Annotated in this window: 30 protein-coding genes; 16 read left to right on the forward strand and 14 right to left on the reverse strand. The window is 60.7% G+C overall.

Features of this window, described 5'->3' with window-relative positions; genetic code table 11:
- Positions 1–8 precede the first annotated feature (8 nt).
- Genes I6F66_RS16460 through I6F66_RS16480 form a run of 5 tightly spaced genes read right to left on the reverse strand, consistent with a single transcriptional unit; the run spans position 9 to position 3,409 of the window.
- Positions 9–692, reverse strand: coding sequence for an ssDNA-binding protein (locus I6F66_RS16460; protein WP_114488338.1), 684 nt, complete (start codon positions 690–692; stop codon positions 9–11).
- A 25-nt stretch (positions 693–717) separates the two neighbouring features.
- Positions 718–2,067: a DUF2800 domain-containing protein gene (locus tag I6F66_RS16465; protein WP_114488339.1), complete on the reverse strand. Its 1,350-nt coding sequence runs from the start codon at positions 2,065–2,067 to the stop codon at positions 718–720.
- On the reverse strand, positions 2,064–2,594 hold the full coding sequence (locus tag I6F66_RS16470; protein WP_114488340.1) for an NUMOD4 domain-containing protein: 531 nt from the start codon (positions 2,592–2,594) through the stop codon (positions 2,064–2,066). The genes I6F66_RS16465 and I6F66_RS16470 overlap by 4 nt, the downstream gene beginning before the upstream one ends.
- Entirely contained in the window at positions 2,594–2,758 is a 165-nt protein-coding gene (locus I6F66_RS16475; RefSeq protein WP_181870818.1) for a hypothetical protein, read from the reverse strand. Before I6F66_RS16475 ends, I6F66_RS16470 begins: the two co-directional genes overlap by 1 nt.
- Before the next feature lie 3 nt (positions 2,759–2,761).
- Entirely contained in the window at positions 2,762–3,409 is a 648-nt protein-coding gene (locus I6F66_RS16480) for a hypothetical protein (RefSeq protein ID WP_114488341.1), read from the reverse strand.
- Positions 3,410–3,585: 176 nt separating this feature from the next.
- Between I6F66_RS16480 and I6F66_RS16485 the strand changes: the two genes are divergently transcribed.
- The 6 genes from I6F66_RS16485 (at position 3,586) to I6F66_RS16510 (ending at position 5,129) form a co-directional block, all read left to right on the forward strand.
- A complete protein-coding gene (locus tag I6F66_RS16485) occupies positions 3,586–3,804 on the forward strand; it encodes a hypothetical protein (RefSeq protein WP_114488342.1) in 219 nt (72 codons plus the stop codon).
- Between the two features lie 2 nt (positions 3,805–3,806).
- Positions 3,807–4,031 (forward strand): hypothetical protein, encoded by a 225-nt coding sequence (locus tag I6F66_RS16490; RefSeq protein ID WP_114488343.1) that lies wholly within the window; start codon positions 3,807–3,809, stop codon positions 4,029–4,031.
- Between the two features lie 46 nt (positions 4,032–4,077).
- On the forward strand, positions 4,078–4,260 hold the full coding sequence (locus I6F66_RS16495; RefSeq protein ID WP_114488344.1) for a hypothetical protein: 183 nt from the start codon (positions 4,078–4,080) through the stop codon (positions 4,258–4,260).
- A gap of 178 nt (positions 4,261–4,438) precedes the next feature.
- Entirely contained in the window at positions 4,439–4,630 is a 192-nt protein-coding gene (locus tag I6F66_RS16500) for a hypothetical protein (protein WP_114488346.1), read from the forward strand.
- Positions 4,627–4,965: a hypothetical protein gene (locus I6F66_RS16505; protein ID WP_197099292.1), complete on the forward strand. Its 339-nt coding sequence runs from the start codon at positions 4,627–4,629 to the stop codon at positions 4,963–4,965. The genes I6F66_RS16500 and I6F66_RS16505 overlap by 4 nt, the downstream gene beginning before the upstream one ends.
- Positions 4,962–5,129, forward strand: a complete 168-nt coding sequence (locus tag I6F66_RS16510) for a hypothetical protein (protein ID WP_181870836.1) — start codon at positions 4,962–4,964, stop codon at positions 5,127–5,129. Before I6F66_RS16505 ends, I6F66_RS16510 begins: the two co-directional genes overlap by 4 nt.
- Here the strand turns inward: I6F66_RS16510 and I6F66_RS16515 are convergent.
- Entirely contained in the window at positions 5,111–5,302 is a 192-nt protein-coding gene (locus I6F66_RS16515; protein WP_197099293.1) for a hypothetical protein, read from the reverse strand. The two genes, I6F66_RS16510 and I6F66_RS16515, sit on opposite strands and share 19 nt — an antisense overlap.
- A gap of 414 nt (positions 5,303–5,716) precedes the next feature.
- Here I6F66_RS16515 and I6F66_RS16520 point away from each other — a divergent pair, with 414 nt between their 5' ends.
- From I6F66_RS16520 to I6F66_RS16565, 10 genes are all read left to right on the forward strand, one after another.
- Positions 5,717–7,492 (forward strand): hypothetical protein, encoded by a 1,776-nt coding sequence (locus I6F66_RS16520; protein WP_114488610.1) that lies wholly within the window; start codon positions 5,717–5,719, stop codon positions 7,490–7,492.
- The gene (locus tag I6F66_RS16525) at positions 7,489–7,878 is read left to right on the forward strand and encodes a hypothetical protein (protein ID WP_114488609.1); all 390 of its coding nucleotides are present in this window, start codon (positions 7,489–7,491) and stop codon (positions 7,876–7,878) included. The genes I6F66_RS16520 and I6F66_RS16525 overlap by 4 nt, the downstream gene beginning before the upstream one ends.
- Before the next feature lie 349 nt (positions 7,879–8,227).
- The gene (locus tag I6F66_RS22835) at positions 8,228–8,467 is read left to right on the forward strand and encodes a Lar family restriction alleviation protein (protein WP_114488608.1); all 240 of its coding nucleotides are present in this window, start codon (positions 8,228–8,230) and stop codon (positions 8,465–8,467) included.
- On the forward strand, positions 8,467–8,736 hold the full coding sequence (locus I6F66_RS16535) for a hypothetical protein (protein WP_114488607.1): 270 nt from the start codon (positions 8,467–8,469) through the stop codon (positions 8,734–8,736). Before I6F66_RS22835 ends, I6F66_RS16535 begins: the two co-directional genes overlap by 1 nt.
- Entirely contained in the window at positions 8,733–9,128 is a 396-nt protein-coding gene (locus I6F66_RS16540; protein WP_114488606.1) for a hypothetical protein, read from the forward strand. Before I6F66_RS16535 ends, I6F66_RS16540 begins: the two co-directional genes overlap by 4 nt.
- 164 nt (positions 9,129–9,292) lie before the next feature.
- Positions 9,293–9,577: a hypothetical protein gene (locus tag I6F66_RS16545; protein ID WP_147273794.1), complete on the forward strand. Its 285-nt coding sequence runs from the start codon at positions 9,293–9,295 to the stop codon at positions 9,575–9,577.
- Entirely contained in the window at positions 9,574–9,828 is a 255-nt protein-coding gene (locus tag I6F66_RS16550; protein ID WP_114488604.1) for a hypothetical protein, read from the forward strand. The genes I6F66_RS16545 and I6F66_RS16550 overlap by 4 nt, the downstream gene beginning before the upstream one ends.
- Positions 9,825–12,401 (forward strand): phage/plasmid primase, P4 family, encoded by a 2,577-nt coding sequence (locus I6F66_RS16555; protein ID WP_114488603.1) that lies wholly within the window; start codon positions 9,825–9,827, stop codon positions 12,399–12,401. The genes I6F66_RS16550 and I6F66_RS16555 overlap by 4 nt, the downstream gene beginning before the upstream one ends.
- A gap of 143 nt (positions 12,402–12,544) precedes the next feature.
- Positions 12,545–13,015, forward strand: a complete 471-nt coding sequence (locus I6F66_RS16560; RefSeq protein ID WP_147273793.1) for a GIY-YIG nuclease family protein — start codon at positions 12,545–12,547, stop codon at positions 13,013–13,015.
- A 15-nt stretch (positions 13,016–13,030) separates the two neighbouring features.
- A complete protein-coding gene (locus I6F66_RS16565; protein WP_114488601.1) occupies positions 13,031–13,498 on the forward strand; it encodes a hypothetical protein in 468 nt (155 codons plus the stop codon).
- A gap of 1,327 nt (positions 13,499–14,825) precedes the next feature.
- Here the strand turns inward: I6F66_RS16565 and I6F66_RS16570 are convergent.
- The 8 genes from I6F66_RS16570 to I6F66_RS16605 all read right to left on the reverse strand — a co-directional run bounded on the left by I6F66_RS16570 (position 14,826) and on the right by I6F66_RS16605 (position 17,219).
- Positions 14,826–15,002: a hypothetical protein gene (locus tag I6F66_RS16570; protein ID WP_181870851.1), complete on the reverse strand. Its 177-nt coding sequence runs from the start codon at positions 15,000–15,002 to the stop codon at positions 14,826–14,828.
- A complete protein-coding gene (locus I6F66_RS16575; protein ID WP_114488789.1) occupies positions 14,999–15,223 on the reverse strand; it encodes a hypothetical protein in 225 nt (74 codons plus the stop codon). The genes I6F66_RS16570 and I6F66_RS16575 overlap by 4 nt, the downstream gene beginning before the upstream one ends.
- A gap of 12 nt (positions 15,224–15,235) precedes the next feature.
- On the reverse strand, positions 15,236–15,643 hold the full coding sequence (locus I6F66_RS16580; RefSeq protein ID WP_197162032.1) for a hypothetical protein: 408 nt from the start codon (positions 15,641–15,643) through the stop codon (positions 15,236–15,238).
- Between the two features lie 81 nt (positions 15,644–15,724).
- Positions 15,725–16,012: a hypothetical protein gene (locus tag I6F66_RS16585; protein WP_197162030.1), complete on the reverse strand. Its 288-nt coding sequence runs from the start codon at positions 16,010–16,012 to the stop codon at positions 15,725–15,727.
- Positions 16,013–16,051: 39 nt separating this feature from the next.
- Positions 16,052–16,282, reverse strand: coding sequence for a hypothetical protein (locus I6F66_RS16590; protein ID WP_197162027.1), 231 nt, complete (start codon positions 16,280–16,282; stop codon positions 16,052–16,054).
- Positions 16,283–16,387: 105 nt separating this feature from the next.
- Positions 16,388–16,789 carry a hypothetical protein gene (locus I6F66_RS16595; RefSeq protein ID WP_114488787.1) on the reverse strand — a complete coding sequence of 134 codons (402 nt, stop codon included), beginning with the start codon at positions 16,787–16,789 and terminating at the stop codon, positions 16,388–16,390.
- Between the two features lie 17 nt (positions 16,790–16,806).
- Positions 16,807–17,037 carry a hypothetical protein gene (locus I6F66_RS16600; protein ID WP_114488788.1) on the reverse strand — a complete coding sequence of 77 codons (231 nt, stop codon included), beginning with the start codon at positions 17,035–17,037 and terminating at the stop codon, positions 16,807–16,809.
- Between the two features lie 29 nt (positions 17,038–17,066).
- Positions 17,067–17,219 (reverse strand): hypothetical protein, encoded by a 153-nt coding sequence (locus tag I6F66_RS16605; protein WP_181870850.1) that lies wholly within the window; start codon positions 17,217–17,219, stop codon positions 17,067–17,069.
- Positions 17,220–17,468: the final 249 nt, after the last annotated feature.

Genomic DNA, 17,468 nt, shown 5'->3' on the forward strand with positions numbered 1-17,468 from the left:
CCGTGGGTTTAGAACAGGTCGCTGGCGCCTTGACCGGCGGTCTCGACTTCTTCTTCGCCGAAGCCTTCAGCGCTGGTCGGGCCGCTACCGAATGCCTCGCCGTCCTTCACGAACTGGATGGCGATGATGCGGGCGAACACCTGGTTGGGGATGATCTGACCGTCGCTGCCCTTGAAGGACTTGCCGGCCACAAATTCCACCTTGGCGTTCACGTAGCAGCCACGATATGGCACCTTGACCTCGTAGCCGAGCTGGTCGGTCACGTCCATGCCATCCACCAGGCCGCGACCGGCTTCTGTGATCTGCACGAACTTGCCGTTGTGCTTCTTCTGCGTGACCACCTGGGGCTTCTTGTCAGCCTTGTTGCTGGCCGAGATGAAGAACATGTTCTCGTACTCGGGGCGCACGGTGCCGTCGTCGCTCATCTTGTCGTTGCCGTCACGGATCGCACGGCTGTTGGCAGCCATGGAGCGGATCATGTTGGCGGCGTTCGCGGGACCCCAGAGCTTGGTGGCGGCTTCCAGCATTGCTGCCTTGCCGATCTTCAGCGCTTCGCTTTCGGGTTCCATCAGGCCGGTGAACTTGAACTTCGGCGCGCCGCCGTTCATGCCCTCGCCGGGCTTGAAGATGTCGAGCCATGCCGCCCGCAGGCCCTTGAGGATGACGGGTTGGGAAGATGCGAAATTGCTCATGTCTGCGCTTTCAGAGTTTCAGTTTTCAGGAAAAAAGATCGCTGTTGTCAGCGGGCGGTACGTCTCCGAACCCGTCCAGCGCGGTGGCGATGGTCGGTCTCGGGTCAGTTTCTAGGACGATGCTGGGCTTGCCAATGTCCTGTGTGATGAGCGCCTGCAGTCGGTTCCACTGAGTGGGGCCGAGCACAGGCGGTAGTGTGGGTTCACCTTTCTTGGCCTTGGGCGCCTTCACCAACTTCTCGGCGGTGGTGGGCGAGATGAGCGACTGGGTATACATCTGGTCGGTCTTCAGGCGCATCTTCTTCAGCGCGGCCTCGGCCTCGGTCTCGTCAGTCCAGGTGCGTGCACCCTTCTTGCCTTCGACCAGCTTGTAGGCCACGCCGTCGGCGCGAGCCACGCGCTTGCCTGCCTGCAGCGCCTCGTACACGCGCTCGCCCACCGCCTTCAGCCAGGTGGAGACCAGCGGCACGAGGCGGTAGGCTTCGCCCAGCTCGATCTCGGCGGGGGTGCGCACCTTGGGCTCGTCGGTGTCGAAGCCTTCGAGCGCGAGGTTCACCACCATCTCCGTCTGCGCCTTGCAATTGCCGGAGGCGCGGCAGAAGTGGCATGCGTCGGCCGACGGCACGTACTGCGGGTTGGTGCGCGTCTCTTCGGCCTTCTGCCGCAGGAACGCTTCGACCTCACGCAGCTCGTCAATCGAGCAAGAGTAGGTGCTGAGGTGGCCGATGGCAGGCTGCACAATGGTCATCACCACGTCGCGGATGTCGTAGAGCAGGCCAAGTTCCTCAATGGTCCCCAGCGCATAGCCTGCCATCTGCAGGTTGGCGCGCACCACTTCGGGTACGGGCTTGCCGGTGATCATGTCCGTGGTGGCAGGCACGATCACGTCGTAGGCATCCACGCGGCCACGGCCGCCCTTGAGGTCGATGACCTCCACCGTGGTGCCGTAGATCAAGGTCACGTCCGTGCGGCCGGTGGCACCTTCCTCGCCGGTGAACTGACCGATGGGGACGGCGCGCTCCACAAGCATCTCGGCGCCGGTGAGGGCTGCGCGCTCACGCACGTAGTTCACAGCCGTGGTCGAGATGTCGATCAGCTCTTGGTCGATGGTTACGATCTCTTTCGAGAGCGGCCCCGCGCAACCCGGGTTCACCCAGACTTCGCGGCCTTCCAAGAACACCAGATTTCGCCCCAGATAGCTCTGCGGGTCGATGCTCGGGTCCAACAGCATCTCTTCGAGCATCTGGTGGCAGGCGGTCCCCCGGCGCGCGGCCTCGTTGCCCTCGTTCGGGACACCCTCCTGGGCACCCACGGACGCGGTGCAGCTCGTCCATCTTGCGGCGCTCGACGGAGAAAGACGGGCATGGTATGTCATGCGTACTCCCACTTATAGCCTTGATAGACACGACTAGCATCGCGCAACGCTAAATGCATGCGGGTGCGATTGAAGCCTGCGCGCCAAGCTGCCACCACCGTCAAGAAACCAATCTTGTCGCCGGTAACCGCGTGGGTTCCAACGATGGGGTTCTTTTGGCCTGACCGAGTGCCGAGGACAGTACGAGCGTGCTCCAAGTTTTCCAGATGTGTCATCCACTCCAGGTTGCCGAGCGCGTTGTCGTGACGAATTCCGTTCTTGTGATTCACAGTCGCTTCTTGGCTATCGCCAAGAAAAGCGGCAGCAACGAGGCGGTGCACTTTCATGTGCGCAACGGAATCTCCGGCGTAGATCGTAACGAGCCGATAGCCGTCGGCATCGGGGCGGCACCGAAGTATTTTTCCGCACACAGGATACGACCGCCCACTGCCCTTGTTGAACACGACGCGATCCACACTTCGGACACGCCCGAGGCTGCTAACCTCATAAAGTGGGTAGCCCTCAATGGGTTTCCAGATTTCGTCCATCAGTTCACCGCCAAAAAGTAAGTTGCCCCAGCGAGCAGGGCGCCGTGCACCAGCACGCCGAAAATGTCGCCCTTGTCCATGCCGCCGCTCTCGTTTGCAACGATGAGGTCCAACACAACCGCGATGCCCATGTACGCGAAGACGCACCAGAGGAACGCGGTCATGATTTACAGGCCCAAATCAGCGTCCGCAGCCGGTGCCAGCAGGCCCTGCACGTGCGCCAAGATTTCGGCGTTCTTGTTCAGGTCCTTCAGCGCGGGGACGGTCTTGCCCTCGCAGCCGAAGTGCTTGAGCACGCCAAGCACCGCCTCACGACCGCCGCTGGGCGCCGTGGACAGTTCCTTGATGGCGCGGAACACCGTGTCCCAGTCAGCGTCCGAAGTCGCGGCCGAGGCAGTGTCCTGTTGGGCTGTTGCAGAAGGCGCGGAAGTAGCACTGGCTTGGGACGCCGCTGCAGCAGCCGCGTCTTGGGCCTTTTTTGCGAACTCTGCCTTCTTGGCAAGGTACTGGGCCGAGGACTCAATCTTGAAGGACTGATCCTTGGGGTCTGGGTCGCCGGGCTTCTGGGCGTAGGCGGTCTGTGTTTCTTCGCTCACCCAGTAGCGCGTGCCCTCGGGGTCGCCGTCCACAAGGTCGGCCTTGGTGGCAGGCTCGTCGGTCTTCTTGGTGCGGGGCTTCTTGGTCTCTGCGGTAGGCGCTGCAGCAGCGGCTTCAGGGGCGCCGGCCACGGCGGTGATGGTGCCTGCGCTCTGCAGGATGGTGACAAGGGTCTTCAGCGATGTGTCGATGGATTCCAGGCGGTCTTCGATGTTCATGAGTGCTCCAGTTTGAAAATTTAAGTTGCTCGGTGAGCGGACTGAAGTGTATGCGAAATTTCGCGTTTGCGTAATACCCGACAAAAGTTTGTGACCTTTTGCGAAAAAACTTGTCGTTGTTCACACTTGTCGGTAAAGTTCAGTTGTCAGTAACGACAAACCAACGAAAGCACCAGATGACCCGCAAACTCACCGTCAGCACCAAGTGGCTCGAAATGGCCGCCATCAAGCTGGAGATCGACGCGCAGGACTCCCTGCACACCTGGATCGTCCTCGGCCAAACCCACCGCTACTGCGAAGACTTGGGCAAAGCAGCGATGCTCCGCAAGGCCGCCGGCATCAAGAGCATCGCCGAGCGCCGCGAGTTTCTTCGGATCAACGGTGTGACGGCCTGATCGTGAAGATCATCGCCACCACCCACCGCGTGCGCCGGTGGACGCGCAGCGACTGCACCGGTTTTCAGGTGCTTGAGCGCGTCACCCGCGTGCTCGGTATGCCTATCTGGTGCCGCGAAATCGACCGCGAGGACGTGCCGAGCTGGGCCTTCATCCAGCGCGCATGCCTTGGCGAAACCGACTGGGAATCGCGCCTGTTCAAAGACTATGCACACCTGCTCGCCTGATCGTGCCGCCAAAGACAAACCTCTCCGTTCCAACTGAAAGCACCCCATGAAATTCCTAAACCCTTTCCGCAAACCCTCCCCCAAGGAACTGGCCCAGCGCGAGCTGGAAGAAGCCCAGCGCCAACTCCTGGCGGCTCAGTCCAGCGCGGACTACGCCCGCCGCATCGCCGAGTACAACGGCGACCGCATCAAGCGGCTGACGGCGTTCTTGAAGAAGGAGGGTGTGTGATGGAGACGGTAACTCTCTGGCTCCTGATCACCGTTGGCGGGTACTACGGACATGAGGCGACCGTGGTCGAACGATTCCCCACCGTTGAGCAGTGCGAGCATGTGCGCAAATCCATCCCGTTTTCAAATGAATCTCTGCGGAAGGGGACGCGCTGCGTCGAAGCCAAGGTGTTGCGCCCATGACCGCCCGCACCACCACTATCCTGCTGCTCGCCCTGGCACTGGCCGGCTGCTCTGAGGACAAGATCAAAGCCATGGAAGCTATCAACGAGTTCTGCAAGAAGAACAACGGCGAGCTGACCACGGTGTTCGAACACGGAACGTTTGGCAGCAAGCTCACGTTCGGCTGCACTGCGAGGGCCTACCCATGACCGCCCCCCGCCGCAACAACGCCAAGATCACCCTGCGCATGCAGACCGCGCTGAAGGCCAAGGGGCACACCTACGACGACCTGGTGCTGGTCTCCGGCCTGGCAAAAGAGTCGGTGGCCCGCTGGGTCAAGCAGATGCGCGAGCTGGGTGTGGTGCGCATCTGCGCATGGAACGACGACGTGCGGGGTCGCCGCATCGTGCCGGTGTTCCAGTGGGGCACCGAACCCGACCTGCCGCGCCCCGGGCGCCGGTGGACAGCCGCCGAGACGATGGCGCGCATGCGTGCGCGGCGTCGGGCCGAGAGTTCGATGGTCAGCCTGGAGGACACGTTATGACGATGGACGAATTTGATGAAGCCATTCGTGAAGCCAAGGTGGAAAAGCGGTCGGCCAAGCGGGATTTCGGAAAAAGCAGCCCTGAGTTCGCTGAGGCAAAGGAGGCGTTGGCCGCACTCAAGGACGCGCGTGACTTCGAGTTTCTTCACGGGGAAGGCACATGACTATCCCACCCACCAGCACCTACTACGCCAAGGCGTTCTGTGTGAAGTGCCTCACCGACCGCAACCGGACGGGCGGGGTGTGGCGCAACCGGATGTTCTTCTGCGGGGGTTGCAAATGAAAAGCACGACGCACGAACGCTTGGCTGCGTGTCGCCGTGTGACCGAACACCCACCTGCTGCGGTGCGCGCCGTTGTCGCCACCATCGAACGGGTGACAGAGGTCCGCATTCGGTTGTTGACCTGTCTGATGCGCAAAAAACGTTGGGATGGAGACCTCGCGGTCGCGTTTGTTCGGGCAAACGGGGACGTGTGGCGTTGATCCTACGCTGCCCTGAATGTCGAACCCGACGCAAGTCGTTCGACCTGTTCACGAAGCACCTGCGTGAGACCGGGCACCGCGTCTGCAACTGCGGGGGTTACTGGTATCCCCACCGCCCTGGCTCACCGTACTGCGAGCAGAACGCCATGAGCGCTGTCCGCATCGCCGCTCGTCAGGAGGGGATCACCGCCGACGAGTTACTGGAAATTGCGGTCGATTGCGCTTGGGAAAAAGCCGGTCGGCCGTTTACAAAATGGAGAGATTGATCATGACGAATGAAGAACACGACAGACCAGCAGCACCAAAGGGCGGGGCCTATGCGGAGCTGCCTGAGCCCACGCCAGATGAACTGCGAGCCATAGTACGCAAAGCACGCAAAGCACGCGACAGCTCTGGCAGCGCAAGCGACGACTGCGGCTCTGCCGCTTATGTGCTTTACGGGTGGCGCGCGGCAATTCGCGCATACCATGGGCAAGCACCAGCCTCCCGCATCACGGTCGAACAGGTTGAAGACGCCATAGGGCTGCAATCCACGGCATGGGACACCATCGGCGCCGAAAAAATCGTGGAAGCGGTGTTGCGATTGGCAAATGGGCAAGCACCAGCCGGGGCGACGAACACCAAGACGCACGCTCTACTGAGCACGATGATCGGCCTGTTCTTGAGAGCAAAGGAGAAGATTGGCTACCAACCCGGCAGTGCGATTGACAAGACGGTGGCCGAAGCCGTCGAGCATTTGAAGGACTGGCCCTACCCAGAAACCGCCACGGCACAGGCGGCACCAGCCGCAGGGGCGTGGATTGAGCGCTGGTACGGCTCTGGCGGCAAAGATGGCTACGAGGGCTGGAGCATCGTGAACAAGGAAGGCCGTGGCCTTGTCTCGTACCTTGGGCGGAATGTCGAATCCGGTGCGGTCACTGAAATCGTGATGGCCCACAACGCTACCCTGGCCGCCCCCACGGCACAGGCGGCACCAGCCACCACCGACTTCACGACGCTTAGTGCGGCGGTGCGAGCCATCCGGCAGGCCATCGAGTTGATCGGCGAGCCTGCCGATGACCGCATGCGCGCTGCGAGGCGCGTGCTGCGCGGCGCGGTGATCGTCGCGGAGGATTCTGGCGAGTTGGCGGCACCAGCCGCTGGCGCAGTTGCGGGGCCTGTCGAGACGATAAAGTTCTCGGACGGCTCCACAGCGGATCCGGTGGAGAAAGCGCGCCGATACCTCAACGCCATGGCCGACCACCGCATCAATAGCCAGTATTTCTTCGATGATGGCTGGCCGAAAAAGGAGAGTGCAATCGATGCAATGGCGACGTTGGCTGTCTTGGAGCAACTCGCCGCAGCGCCCACCCCAGCCGCCCAGGCAAACAGCCAGCCAGTGCCAGCTGAGGTTGCTGACGCCATGGCCGATAGCCAATACCTCGCCGGTGTTTCCGCTGGGTGGAACGCAGCAAATGCAGACGACCCCAACGCGGCGCTGCAAAAGCTCCACGAATCACGCGCTGGATACCTCAAGCCACTGAGCGCATCCCGTGCCCCGGCAGACAGCGTGACGGCACCAGCCGCTGGAGCAGTAACGGGGCCGCTGGACAGTCTCGCGCTGATGAAGGTTGTGATGCAGGCTGATGAAGCGCTGTCAGGTCGTTGCACCAGAGGCACTACGAATTGGGCAGCAGCCATCGGCAAGGCAGTTCAACGCGCCGTTGTCGCCGCCGCACCCCAGCCAGCACCCCCGGCAGACAGCCAGCCGTCCAGCTTTGGAAGCCCTGAACTGCAGGCGATGATTCTTGCGCGCTGCGCGGAGAAGGACAAGGCAGACAGCGTGCTGGAGGATGCGGCGCGGTGGTTTTCCGAGCGCGACAACGTGCTGCACTCATTCTGGGTGCTTTTGGGTGAAGCAGAAACCCAAGCGGACAACGACAACAACCCACTGCTGAAACACCAAGTCGAAGGGTTCTATCGCCAGTGGAACGCACTAAACGGAAGCGCGCTGGAGCCCCGCTGGGTGACTCGCGCAGCCCGCAAGCAAGGGGGCGCCCAATGACCATCGCGGCAAAAGGCGCCGTGCGAAAAGCCGTCGTCAGCACCTTGGAGCGCATCGGCCGGGGCTCGTGCGCGGAGATCGAGCGGCGTAGTGACATCGCCGACGGCGGTTCTCGTGCCGCGCTGTGGGCCTTGCACAAGGATGACCTGGCGCACATCACCGCATGGGAGCGCTCGACGGAGAAGTCGGCACCCGCCGCCGTGTGGGTGCTGGGCCCCGGGCAGAACGCGCCTCGGCCCGCGCCGAAGCCTCGCGCCTCTCGTGGGTACGTGGCGAAGTACAGTCCGTTCTCGGACGGTGAGCGTACCGTTGATCTGCCGATGGACTACCCGGTAAAGTCGGTGTTTGTTGGTGGGGTGAACCCCTGGACTGGAGGTGTTGCGTGAACTGGGTCTTCGTTTTCATCGCGTTCACGGCCCAAGGCGCCGTGGTCGAGAAGGTGCACATGGACAGCGCGAGCATCTGCGCGGCCTACGGCTAGGGGTACTCGTCCAGGGTGGAGTTGCGGGTCGCCCATGTGCAGGTGGCCCAATGCGTGTCGCTGCGCAGCGGTGCGGTGATCCCCGTGGGGCCGGTGGGTAAGCGGCCTGTTGGGAAAGGGTTGGTATGAGCACACCTCCGTGGGGCTCATTGGGGTGACGTAAGACTATCGCAGAGTTTAGGTGTACGCAACAGTTTTTTCGCGTTGGCCGATGGGTGGTTGTGAGCGATTGCGCAATAAGCTAGAATTTGCGCATGTGCGAAATAACTTTATCACCCTGCCCCTTCTGCGGGGGTGCGCCTTCCGAACGGCTGGGCCACAACCCTGGCGGTGGTTTCGGCCCTGACCCAGTGGACGTCTTCTCGGTCTGCTGTAACCCCTGCGGTGTGCGCTTTGTCGTGTCCAACTGGCCGGGCCACGTCACCGAAGACCAAAAGGCGGCCGTCCGCGCGAAGTGGAACCATCGTGCACAAACACAGAAAGACCCTTCCTAATGGCCCGCAAGAACACCCCGAAGACACCCCTGCTGGCCGTCCTGCGCCAGTTGGAGACCGACGACAAGCGCGACGAATTCGCGGGGCTCGCCGGCACGTCGCGTCTGTACCTCTACCAGTTGTCGATCTGCAGCCGCCGCTCGTGCCGCGCTGACCTCGCCAAGCGGATCGCCGATGCCTCGGTGGTCATGCACGAGAAGTACGGCACGCAGGTGCTGACGCTGGAGGTCATCTGCTCGATGTGCGCTGAGTGCGAGGTTGCGCCATGACCAACACCGACACCCGCCCCCAGTTCGAAGACGCCTGCTGGGCCCACTACCAGGGGCTGAAGGCGCGAGGCTGGTCGCACCCGGAAGAGGGTGATCCGAACAGCCGGGAGGCCCTGTTCTGGCGCGAAGCGAACGGCCAGTACGGCGTCCGGCAGATCGAGGCAGCATGGCGGGGGTGGTTGATGCGGGAGGCGGCCGAGGGTTGGGTAGAACCCGGCGGTTTCGGTCTCGGCACTACGGTGGACATCATGCTGACCGACGGCAGCGTGCTGTGCGGCTGCATCCCGCAGATGGACGGTGACCTCTGGTGGCACGGGGCCGACACGGGCGCGAAGTTCATCGACCCGGTGTACACCAGCATCCTGAAGTGTCGAGTGTCGCAAAACGTTTAGTGTTTTTGCGCAAACGCGATATACTGCACGCCGCCAGCCAGAATTCCCCGTCACCCGCAGAGCCGCACGGTGGGGGCCTGACACCCCCATTTTTGCGGATGGGGTACAGGCTGGCGCTCCGTCAGGTCTCCACCATGCGGCGCCTTGCAGAAAGGTCGCCAGCCTTGTTCTCTCCTACCAAATTCCCCTGTACCGCCTGGTACGTCACCGCTTCGCTGAACGTGAAGCAGTTGTCTGTCTGCGGTGTCTATCCTGGCTCCATCAAGGGATACTTCAACTGCGACAAACCGTCGCTCCTGCACCAGGGGGGCCTGTTCGCCACGCGCGATGAGGCCATTGCCGAGGCCGAGCGCAAGCTGGAAAAGATGCACGACGCCTACGTGCGCGCGGGCCAGCGCTGGACGAAGGCGCGTGAAACCGTCTCCAAGCTGAAGGGCGGTGCGGCATGAACATCGAACAGGTCGCAATCTTCATCAGGGTCGATGGGCGAACCACTCTTGCACCAATCGACCCGAACATGGCTGAGGCTTTCGTGGGGATGCTCAGTGCGTTCCAGACCGGGACGCCCAAAGAAACGAAGCTGGTTGTACTGCCAAAACACACTGTAAAACAACTGGGCGCCATGACCGCAGCGCTTGCTCGTGAGATCGCCTTGCGCCAGCAGAGCAAGCAGAAGAAAGCCGAAAGCCCCCAAGGATGACCGACCATTTTCGCAACCATGGCCGGGCGCTGCTCGCCAACGGCTACCTGATCGTCCCCATCCGCAAGGGCGAAAAACGCCCAGCAATCTCTGGCTGGCAAAAGGCCCGCCTCGGCATGGAGGACCTGACCCGCTACCCTGACCACGGGGTGGGTGTGCTCTGCGGCCAGGGGGCGCACCCCATCGTCGGCGTGGACATCGACGTGAGCCACCCGGTCATCGGCCCTGCGCTCATCGCCTGGTGCCGCCGCAACCTCGGTGATGGGGCCGAGCGTGTGGGGGCCGCGCCGCGCATCCTGCTGGCCTACCGCGCAGACAGCGCCGGCTGGGCCAAGGGCGCCTCGGTGCAGTTCTTCGACCCCACGGACCCCACCAAGCCGTCCGGCAAGGACAACCACCAGCAGGTGGAAATCCTGGGCCTGGGCCAGCAGTTCGTAGCCTACCACGAGCACCCGGACACCGGCCGCGACTACCAGTGGGTGGACCTGATGGGAGGGCTGGAGTCGCTGCGCGCCTCTGACCTGCCTGTCGTGACCGAGAAGCATGTCGCTGCGCTGCTGGCCGAGGTGAGCCGCCTGGTGCGCACCACCCCCGGTGTGACGGTGGTGGGCTCGGCCGAGTCGCCTGCCATGCGCAGCTCCAGCGACGCCGATGACCTGATGAGCTTGGTGGCCCGTGTGGGCATGTCCTTCGCCGAGGTTGAGCGCTGGATGTCGCACCTGGAGAACGACGGCGACTCCTACGACCACTGGGCACACGTCGGCATGTCCCTGCACCACGAGTTCGCAGGCACCGAGCATGAGTCCGACGCGCTGGCGCTGTGGAAGGAGTACGGAGCACGCTCCAGCAAGGACGACCCCAAGCAGTACGACTACAAGTGGCGCTCGTTCGGCGGGGGCAGCGGTGCGCCCACCACGCTGCGCTGGTTGCTGAAAATCTGCGGGCAGGCCAAGCGCGAGAAGGACCACGAAGGGCGCCGCGCCGCGCTGGACGAAGCCAAGGAACTGATCCAGTCGCAGACCGACAGCCTGAAGTTGGGCGGAAAGGAGGTGCTGGAGAAGCTGAAGCTGCTGATCCCTGACGACCCGCTGGTGCGCACGGAGATCATTGGCGCCTTCCAGGCGCGCTACAAGGCCCTGACCAAGACCAACATGCCCATCACGCAGGCGCGCGCCCTGCTGGTGGGACCACGGGCGGCCACGGTGCAGGCCAAGCGGCCCTTGACCGAGTTCGGCAACGCCGAGCGCATGCTGGACCGCTACGGCGACGGCCTGATGTTCGTGCCCGAGGTCGGAACGTGGTTCATCTGGACCGGCGTCTACTGGCGCCGCGCGGTGGACGTGGAAATCGAGCATCTGGCGAAAGAGACCATCCGCGCCCTGGTCAACGAGGTCGAGGAACACGAGGAACGCGCCGAGTTCTTCCAGTTCTGCGCCCTGAGCCAGCAGGCCAGGATGGTGAGCAACATGGTCAAGCTGGCGTCCAGCGATCCGCGCGTCGCCGTGCCGGCTGCCGAGCTGGACAAGCACAGCCACTACCTGGGCGTGCGCAACGGCGTGGTGGACTTGCGCACGGGCGCGCTGCTGCCCCCGGACCCAGACCTGCGCATCACCTTGGTGGCGGCCTGCGACTTCGACCCTCGGGCCAAGGCGCCGGTGTTTGAGCGCACCATCTCCGAGGTGTTCTCGGGCGACGAGGACATGGTGGAGTACGTGATGCGCACCTTCGGGTACGCGCTCATGGGCACCCCCATCGAGGACATCATGTTCATCGCCTTCGGCAACGGGGCCAACGGCAAGAGCACCATCTTCAACGCCGTGCGCCAGGCGTTCGGCAGCTACGCCCGCTCGGCCGATGCCGCTTCGTTTGTGGCAGATGGTAATAAGGGGGGCGGGGGTGGCCCGCGAGAGGACCTTGTTCGATTGCGGGGGGCTCGTTTCGTCTATGTCAATGAGCCGGATGAAAACGGCGAGCTGCGTGAGGGTATGGTCAAGAGCATGACCGGGGGCGACACCATCACTGCCCGGGGCATCCATGCCAAGCACAGCGTCGAGATGACCCCGACATGGGTGGTCTACATGCCGACGAACCACAAGCCGATCATCAAGGGCAACGACAACGGCATCTGGCGCCGCATGGGCATGCTGCCGTTCGAGCGCAACTTTGAGAACGACCCGAACGTGCCCAAGGATGGAAAACGGAAGGAAAAACTCGCCCTGGAAATGGCCGGCATCCTTGCGCTGATCGTCAAGGCAGCCCTGCGGTATCAGAAGGACGGCCTCGTGCCGCCCAAGCGCGTTCTCGCGGCCCGCGACGCCTATCGGTCGCAGATGGACCTCTTGGCCGAGTGGCTGGATGAGTGCTGCGACCTTGATCCTTCGGCCACGGTGTCGTCAAAAGAGCTGTGGGACTCGTGGGAAATGTTCGCTCGCGGTCGCGGATTGCTCAATTACATCCGAAGTAGCACCGCTCTATCGCGTCGGTTGGACACGAGATTTCCGCCAATCCGGGGGTCAGGCGGCGTGCGCTTGAGGTCTGGGTTACGCATAAAGGGTTCAGCGGACCTGTTTTAGCCCTACAGAGTGACGCAAGTGACGCATTTTGCCCTTTTTTGACTTTTTCCACCTATGCGTAAAGAGAGTTTTGGAAAAAGCACCTAAATGCGTCACTTGCGTCACTAACGGAGAAACTTGTAGACAAATTGCAGATTGGTTTTATGCAGATTTTTGAACACGACAAATTGCACTGTGTGATCAGAGCGAGTTTTCCGTACACCTCGGGTGTTTACGGATTGCTAGACCCGTTGTCAGGTGAGATTAGGTACGTGGGGTCAAGCGTTCGTATCGAGAAAAGGCTTTACACCCATCACCACAACATCGCCCCTAAAAATGCCCGGCCGTGTCAGGTTTGGATGGCACAGATGGTGCTGGCCGGATGGGACATCAAAGCATGTCTTTTGGAGGAAGTAGCTTCGGCAATTCTGCTTGATCAGAAACGACGCAATGCCCATGAACGTGTTTGGATTGAGCACTTCAACAATCTCGGTCAGGCCGATCTGAATGTGCAAATGGCACCAGTAGGGCATCCGAACGGCACCTCGCACCCGTACAAGGTGATGCGGGCTCACATCAATTACCTGCAAGGTTTGCTGTCGGGCCACAACATCCCGTTCACACGGTTTGACTGAAACGGAAAGACCCCCATGGAACTGCGAAACACCACCCTCGATGACATCAGCGCCGTGATCGGCTTCAGCGCGACACTGCGTCTCGTGGCCTGGTTCGGTGACGGCAGCAACCTCTACGTGCCCATCGTGGCCGAGGAAGGCCACCTGCTGGTCCGCCTGCTGGGTCTGCCAGCCGCCAAGCGACTGTGTGAGGCATGGCCGGGCGAGCACCTGGCCGTACCCCGCCTGCGCGACCATGAGGACGACCTGCGCAAGCGCAGCGTGGCTCGGTTCATCGAGAAGGGGTTCGGCACCCGCGAGATCGCCGGGATGCTCAGGATCAGCGAGCGCCGCGTGCAGCAGATACTGCGCGAGCTGGAGGTGGCCGGACTGGTGCAGGTGGCGGGGCCTGCGCGCCGAGGTGTTGCTGTGAAAACTGCCGGGGAAAACCTCCAGGGACATTGGCCCCCTCCAACCGGGCTCCTGAAAAAACAGAGCGCATAGGCGCCCAGCAAAAGAGGGGTCCGTTTGAAAAATTGCACCCAATTTGGCCCACGAAAAAGGGCGGGCGATTTTGTGCATGAGAAAGAGGGGTGCCGATGTGCACGGAGCACAGGTCTCTACGGCACCGCCAGCAGACCACTCCAAGAAATACAGGGAAATCGGGGTCTAGCGCTTATCCATAAAGCGTTGGTAGCTATCTGTTTTTTAGCAAAGGTAAGACCCCAAGAGCAGCGTTGAACGCCAGGGTGTAAAAGACGGCCAGCGCTTATCCAACAAGTGCCGACAGCTATCTGTTTTATAGCAAAAACCCGATTTGCCCACCACCAAGCAGTACCACCCCAATGGCCGCCCGCGTAGCTCACCCGGGCAACGACGCCAGATAGGCCACAGTGCCGTTGGCCCTAGCGAGGTCAACAAGGGCCTCATCGCCCTCGGAGCTACCAACCCCTTGCCCAACGAGAAAATCGCCCACAGCGCGCTGTTGGACGGACAGCAGGGGTGTCCGATCGACCCCATGGTCCTCCCCATAGTGAGTGAACATGCAGGTGGTCACGTAGATCAGCACCGCAACCGCTGTGGTTGAGCCCACATGGCGGTAGTTTAGAGAAGCCGTCAAACGCCCAATCTCGTTGTTGATCGTGTCACACATTTTTCTCAAGTCATCAAGTTGATCGAGACTCGACTGTGCCTTGTTGCGACGCAGCAGGGTTGTGGGTCGGCGATGGGCGGTTGATGGCCGGCGATGGGCGGTTGATGGCCGGGGGACGAACGGACGCCGAAGTGAGATGGGCGTCTCTTTTCCTGGGCACGCGGCTTGCCATGGTGCGCGCCGGATTTGAAAATGATCGGGAGGTGCACCCCTGGGCGGGGGTCCAAATTCAAAATTGACCGGGAGGCTGGGAGTACCCCCGGGGTGGTTTGTGGCGACCAGGTGGTGATCGAGCGGGCCGTTTTTCTGGAGAGGTCCTTGGTCTTGTATTTTTCTGGTGGCGAGAAAATTCGGGCGTAGGTCGGGCCCGGCATTTTTTCTGCCGCCGGTTGTGTGGATGCGCTATCGAATTGATAGCTACTAGCGCTTGCCAGTTAAGCGCTACCACCTGTTTTAATGGGCCATCCGCGCCCACCGCAGGCCATCCGCGCCCACCGCAGGCCATCCGCGCCCACCGCAGGCCATCCGCGCCCACCGCAGGCCATCCGCGCCAGCACCAAAAACAAAAGCGCAAGCGCAAAAAACCGTAGGCGGTCCCACGTCCGAAAACATGGGACCGCCTACGGTCTCTCGGTGTTTAGCGTGCGTCCGGTAGCACGTGGCTGGATGGCGGCGCGGCTATGGCTCGATACCGCACGCCTTCAGGAATTCTGCTCGGTTGACGTTGAGCGTGCGGGCCAGCTCGCAGGCCACCAATCGAAGTTCCGACTCGGCTTGCACCCAGCCGCGCGCGCGGGCTTCAGCTATGCGGTCTTGGAGTACGGCCGCCAGTGCGGCATAGTCTGCTTTTTTCACGATGCGCTCCTCAAAGTTTCTACGGTCTCACGTTCAATGCCGACATTGCCCGGCACGCGGGGTTTGTCGCGCAGAATCTCACATTCGCGCCATCCGTCCTTGATAGCCTGCCGTGCTGCGTTGCGCGCATGCTGCAGAGTGGGGTAAGCATCCCAAAATTTTGGGAAGGGGTGACCGGGAAACCCGAAGGCGTGCACGGCAAAATAGCGTTTTTGTTTCATGCTGCAATCCCCTTAGAAATAGTCGCGGCTGAGTGAGTGTGAGCCAAACTCAACATAAGGCACCTTGATGGCTTCGTACACATCAGGCCCGAAAGCATCGTTAAGTCCAACACCGTGACCCATGGCTTGCATTGCGGCATAGTGACCGAAGTGGTCGATTGTGTTGGGTCGGTCGCCGTCACCATCGCGCTCAATCAGCCCCAGCAAGTCGCCGATGCTTAGACCGTTTTCGCGTTCCATATCCATGCGCAGGGTCCGCGCGGCGTGCATTGCAGCGGGGTCGATTTCATCGGGCATTACATCAAAAATTTCAGTACCTGCGCCGATGGGTGAATCTTCGGACTCATCGGCAGCATCCGCCCACGCACTGGCAAAAAATGCCTTTGCGGCGTGCAATTCAAATTCTTCGGTTTCAGCCATATCAGTTCACTCCTTGATAAATAACAGGGGGCAAAAACGCCCGGTAATAGCCCCGTACATAAGGGCTATTCGCTGGCGTTTTTATTTGTGTGCTGCCCACATGTGTGGCGCGGCATAAGGTGGCGCGGGTTGCTTCAACCACTGCCCCAGCGGCCACGATTGGTTGCGGCTTTCGCAATGGTCGTCGTCGCGCGGTTTACCCTTCTCCCCCGGAAAAATGGTGTTTTCGTACCACTCCGCATCCGAGACATATCCCGGCGCGTAGAACTGACCGTTGCAGGGTTTGCGTGCCCATGCCGGGATATGCTCCATGGCGTAGCGTTGCTGATACTGGGCTTTTGCCGTGGCAAGGGAAATAGCGCGTTTCATAATCAACCCCTCAAAATAAAATCAACTAAAAGCGGCAAACTAAAAAGAAGGCTGGTTAGGATGGCGGTACGGTCTTACACCTGCTGCAATATAACCAACACCTGGCACACGATATAGTGTGCAAGTAGCAGCGTGTGCGTAATTGTCTGTCGGGTTTGCATATTCCGCACAATATGAAATCAGTTCTCGATTTTCTGGCAAAGTTTCATTATCGGCATATGTTTTTGCAAGCGGGTAAAGCGTCCCGCCGTGTGATGCGTATGTTTTCATAATCAACCCCTCAAAATAAAATCAACCCCTCAAAATAAAATCAACCAGAAGCGGCAAACTAAAAAGAAGGCCGGTTAGGATTGCTGCAAGATAATCATTCATGGATTATTCCCCGTCGCGCTTATCAACAAAATCCAATGCAGTGCCATAGAACCCTTGCGAACGTGCCACGCATTCGACAAGCGCGCGGAATTCAGGCTTTGACCATGGGTTGCCAGTAGGTGTACCCTTGCGCGTAAATTGCACCCATGCATCAATGGCTTTCAAACGCTTATCGTCGAAAACCCAGTAATGTGCGCCGTCGAATTCACCACCGACCATATCGTCGTAATGGTCGGCATCCCAACCCAGTTTCTTCACCAGCGCATCGCATGCGGCTTTATGGTTACCGTAAATATTAAGCGCGTGGTCATAGGACACATAAATGCGTCCGGCTTCGCATTGCGCGCTGATACGCGAACCTTTAGTATCGGTAGGGCCGTGATATTTGGTGCGGATAGCTTGCATGGTTTTCTCCTAAATGTTCAGCATTGGTTAATGTGACCGGTATTCACGTTAATAGTGAATTCCCCGCCGTTGGACGTTTCGACAAAAACGCAATCTTCGCCGTGAAAATTAATCTCTACAATCGTAGCGCCCATTGGAATCAAACCGGCCTTACGCAATTCCGCTTGAATGCACAATTCAGCATTCGAGCGAATTTCATACGCGCCGTGTTTCACCCAGCGTTGCGCGTTAGATTGGATTGCATTCATGGTGTTTTCTCCTATTTGCGGTTGACGGTTTACAAACCCAGCAAGCGGGCGATCAGGCTTTTACGCACTGCGCGACGCTGGCCGATGGCTTTTGCGGCAGGCGCCAGGGCGGCCGCCCAGCGGGCCCGCTCTGCGGCTTGTGCTGCAAGGGCTTCGTTGACGGTGAATTCGTTGCGGGTCATGGTGCGGGTTCCTTTGCGTTGCGTTATCTGACTCAGTGGCTCTATTGTAGCTAACTTTTTAGCAGACGCGCAAGAACTATCGCAATTTATTTTCTAAGTAGTAACCCCTAGAGAAGGGGTGTGTAGGTGGCACATGCACCCATGCACCCATGCACCCATGCACCCATGCACCCATGCACCCATGCACCCATGCACCCATGCACCCATGCACCCATGCACCCATGCACCCATGCACCCATGCACCCATGC

It is taken from the genome of Pseudoalteromonas sp. NZS100_1 (genome assembly GCF_015864285.1).
Classification (GTDB): domain Bacteria; phylum Pseudomonadota; class Gammaproteobacteria; order Enterobacterales; family Alteromonadaceae; genus Pseudoalteromonas; species Pseudoalteromonas arctica.

Bases quoted from the DNA above. Each gene is read 5' to 3' on its own strand.
- I6F66_RS16555 (WP_114488603.1), top strand. From the start codon at position 9,825: ATGACCGACCATTTTCGCAACCATGGCCGGGCGCTGCTCGCCAACGGC.
- I6F66_RS16470 (WP_114488340.1), bottom strand. From the start codon at position 2,594: ATGGACGAAATCTGGAAACCCATTGAGGGCTACCCACTTTATGAGGTT.
- I6F66_RS16595 (WP_114488787.1), bottom strand. From the start codon at position 16,789: ATGCAAGCTATCCGCACCAAATATCACGGCCCTACCGATACTAAAGGT.
- I6F66_RS16575 (WP_114488789.1), bottom strand. From the start codon at position 15,223: ATGAAACAAAAACGCTATTTTGCCGTGCACGCCTTCGGGTTTCCCGGT.
- I6F66_RS16480 (WP_114488341.1), bottom strand. From the start codon at position 3,409: ATGAACATCGAAGACCGCCTGGAATCCATCGACACATCGCTGAAGACC.
- I6F66_RS16505 (WP_197099292.1), top strand. From the start codon at position 4,627: ATGACCGCCCCCCGCCGCAACAACGCCAAGATCACCCTGCGCATGCAG.
- I6F66_RS16485 (WP_114488342.1), top strand. From the start codon at position 3,586: ATGACCCGCAAACTCACCGTCAGCACCAAGTGGCTCGAAATGGCCGCC.
- I6F66_RS16510 (WP_181870836.1), top strand. From the start codon at position 4,962: ATGACGATGGACGAATTTGATGAAGCCATTCGTGAAGCCAAGGTGGAA.
- I6F66_RS16590 (WP_197162027.1), bottom strand. From the start codon at position 16,282: ATGAAAACATACGCATCACACGGCGGGACGCTTTACCCGCTTGCAAAA.
- I6F66_RS16465 (WP_114488339.1), bottom strand. From the start codon at position 2,067: ATGACATACCATGCCCGTCTTTCTCCGTCGAGCGCCGCAAGATGGACG.
- I6F66_RS16495 (WP_114488344.1), top strand. From the start codon at position 4,078: ATGAAATTCCTAAACCCTTTCCGCAAACCCTCCCCCAAGGAACTGGCC.
- I6F66_RS16525 (WP_114488609.1), top strand. From the start codon at position 7,489: ATGACCATCGCGGCAAAAGGCGCCGTGCGAAAAGCCGTCGTCAGCACC.
- I6F66_RS16460 (WP_114488338.1), bottom strand. From the start codon at position 692: ATGAGCAATTTCGCATCTTCCCAACCCGTCATCCTCAAGGGCCTGCGG.
- I6F66_RS16600 (WP_114488788.1), bottom strand. From the start codon at position 17,037: ATGAATGCAATCCAATCTAACGCGCAACGCTGGGTGAAACACGGCGCG.
- I6F66_RS16520 (WP_114488610.1), top strand. From the start codon at position 5,717: ATGACGAATGAAGAACACGACAGACCAGCAGCACCAAAGGGCGGGGCC.
- I6F66_RS16475 (WP_181870818.1), bottom strand. From the start codon at position 2,758: ATGACCGCGTTCCTCTGGTGCGTCTTCGCGTACATGGGCATCGCGGTT.
- I6F66_RS16540 (WP_114488606.1), top strand. From the start codon at position 8,733: ATGACCAACACCGACACCCGCCCCCAGTTCGAAGACGCCTGCTGGGCC.
- I6F66_RS16500 (WP_114488346.1), top strand. From the start codon at position 4,439: ATGACCGCCCGCACCACCACTATCCTGCTGCTCGCCCTGGCACTGGCC.
- I6F66_RS16550 (WP_114488604.1), top strand. From the start codon at position 9,574: ATGAACATCGAACAGGTCGCAATCTTCATCAGGGTCGATGGGCGAACC.
- I6F66_RS16535 (WP_114488607.1), top strand. From the start codon at position 8,467: ATGGCCCGCAAGAACACCCCGAAGACACCCCTGCTGGCCGTCCTGCGC.
- I6F66_RS16605 (WP_181870850.1), bottom strand. From the start codon at position 17,219: ATGACCCGCAACGAATTCACCGTCAACGAAGCCCTTGCAGCACAAGCC.
- I6F66_RS16560 (WP_147273793.1), top strand. From the start codon at position 12,545: ATGCAGATTTTTGAACACGACAAATTGCACTGTGTGATCAGAGCGAGT.
- I6F66_RS16585 (WP_197162030.1), bottom strand. From the start codon at position 16,012: ATGAAACGCGCTATTTCCCTTGCCACGGCAAAAGCCCAGTATCAGCAA.
- I6F66_RS22835 (WP_114488608.1), top strand. From the start codon at position 8,228: ATGTGCGAAATAACTTTATCACCCTGCCCCTTCTGCGGGGGTGCGCCT.
- I6F66_RS16565 (WP_114488601.1), top strand. From the start codon at position 13,031: ATGGAACTGCGAAACACCACCCTCGATGACATCAGCGCCGTGATCGGC.
- I6F66_RS16580 (WP_197162032.1), bottom strand. From the start codon at position 15,643: ATGGCTGAAACCGAAGAATTTGAATTGCACGCCGCAAAGGCATTTTTT.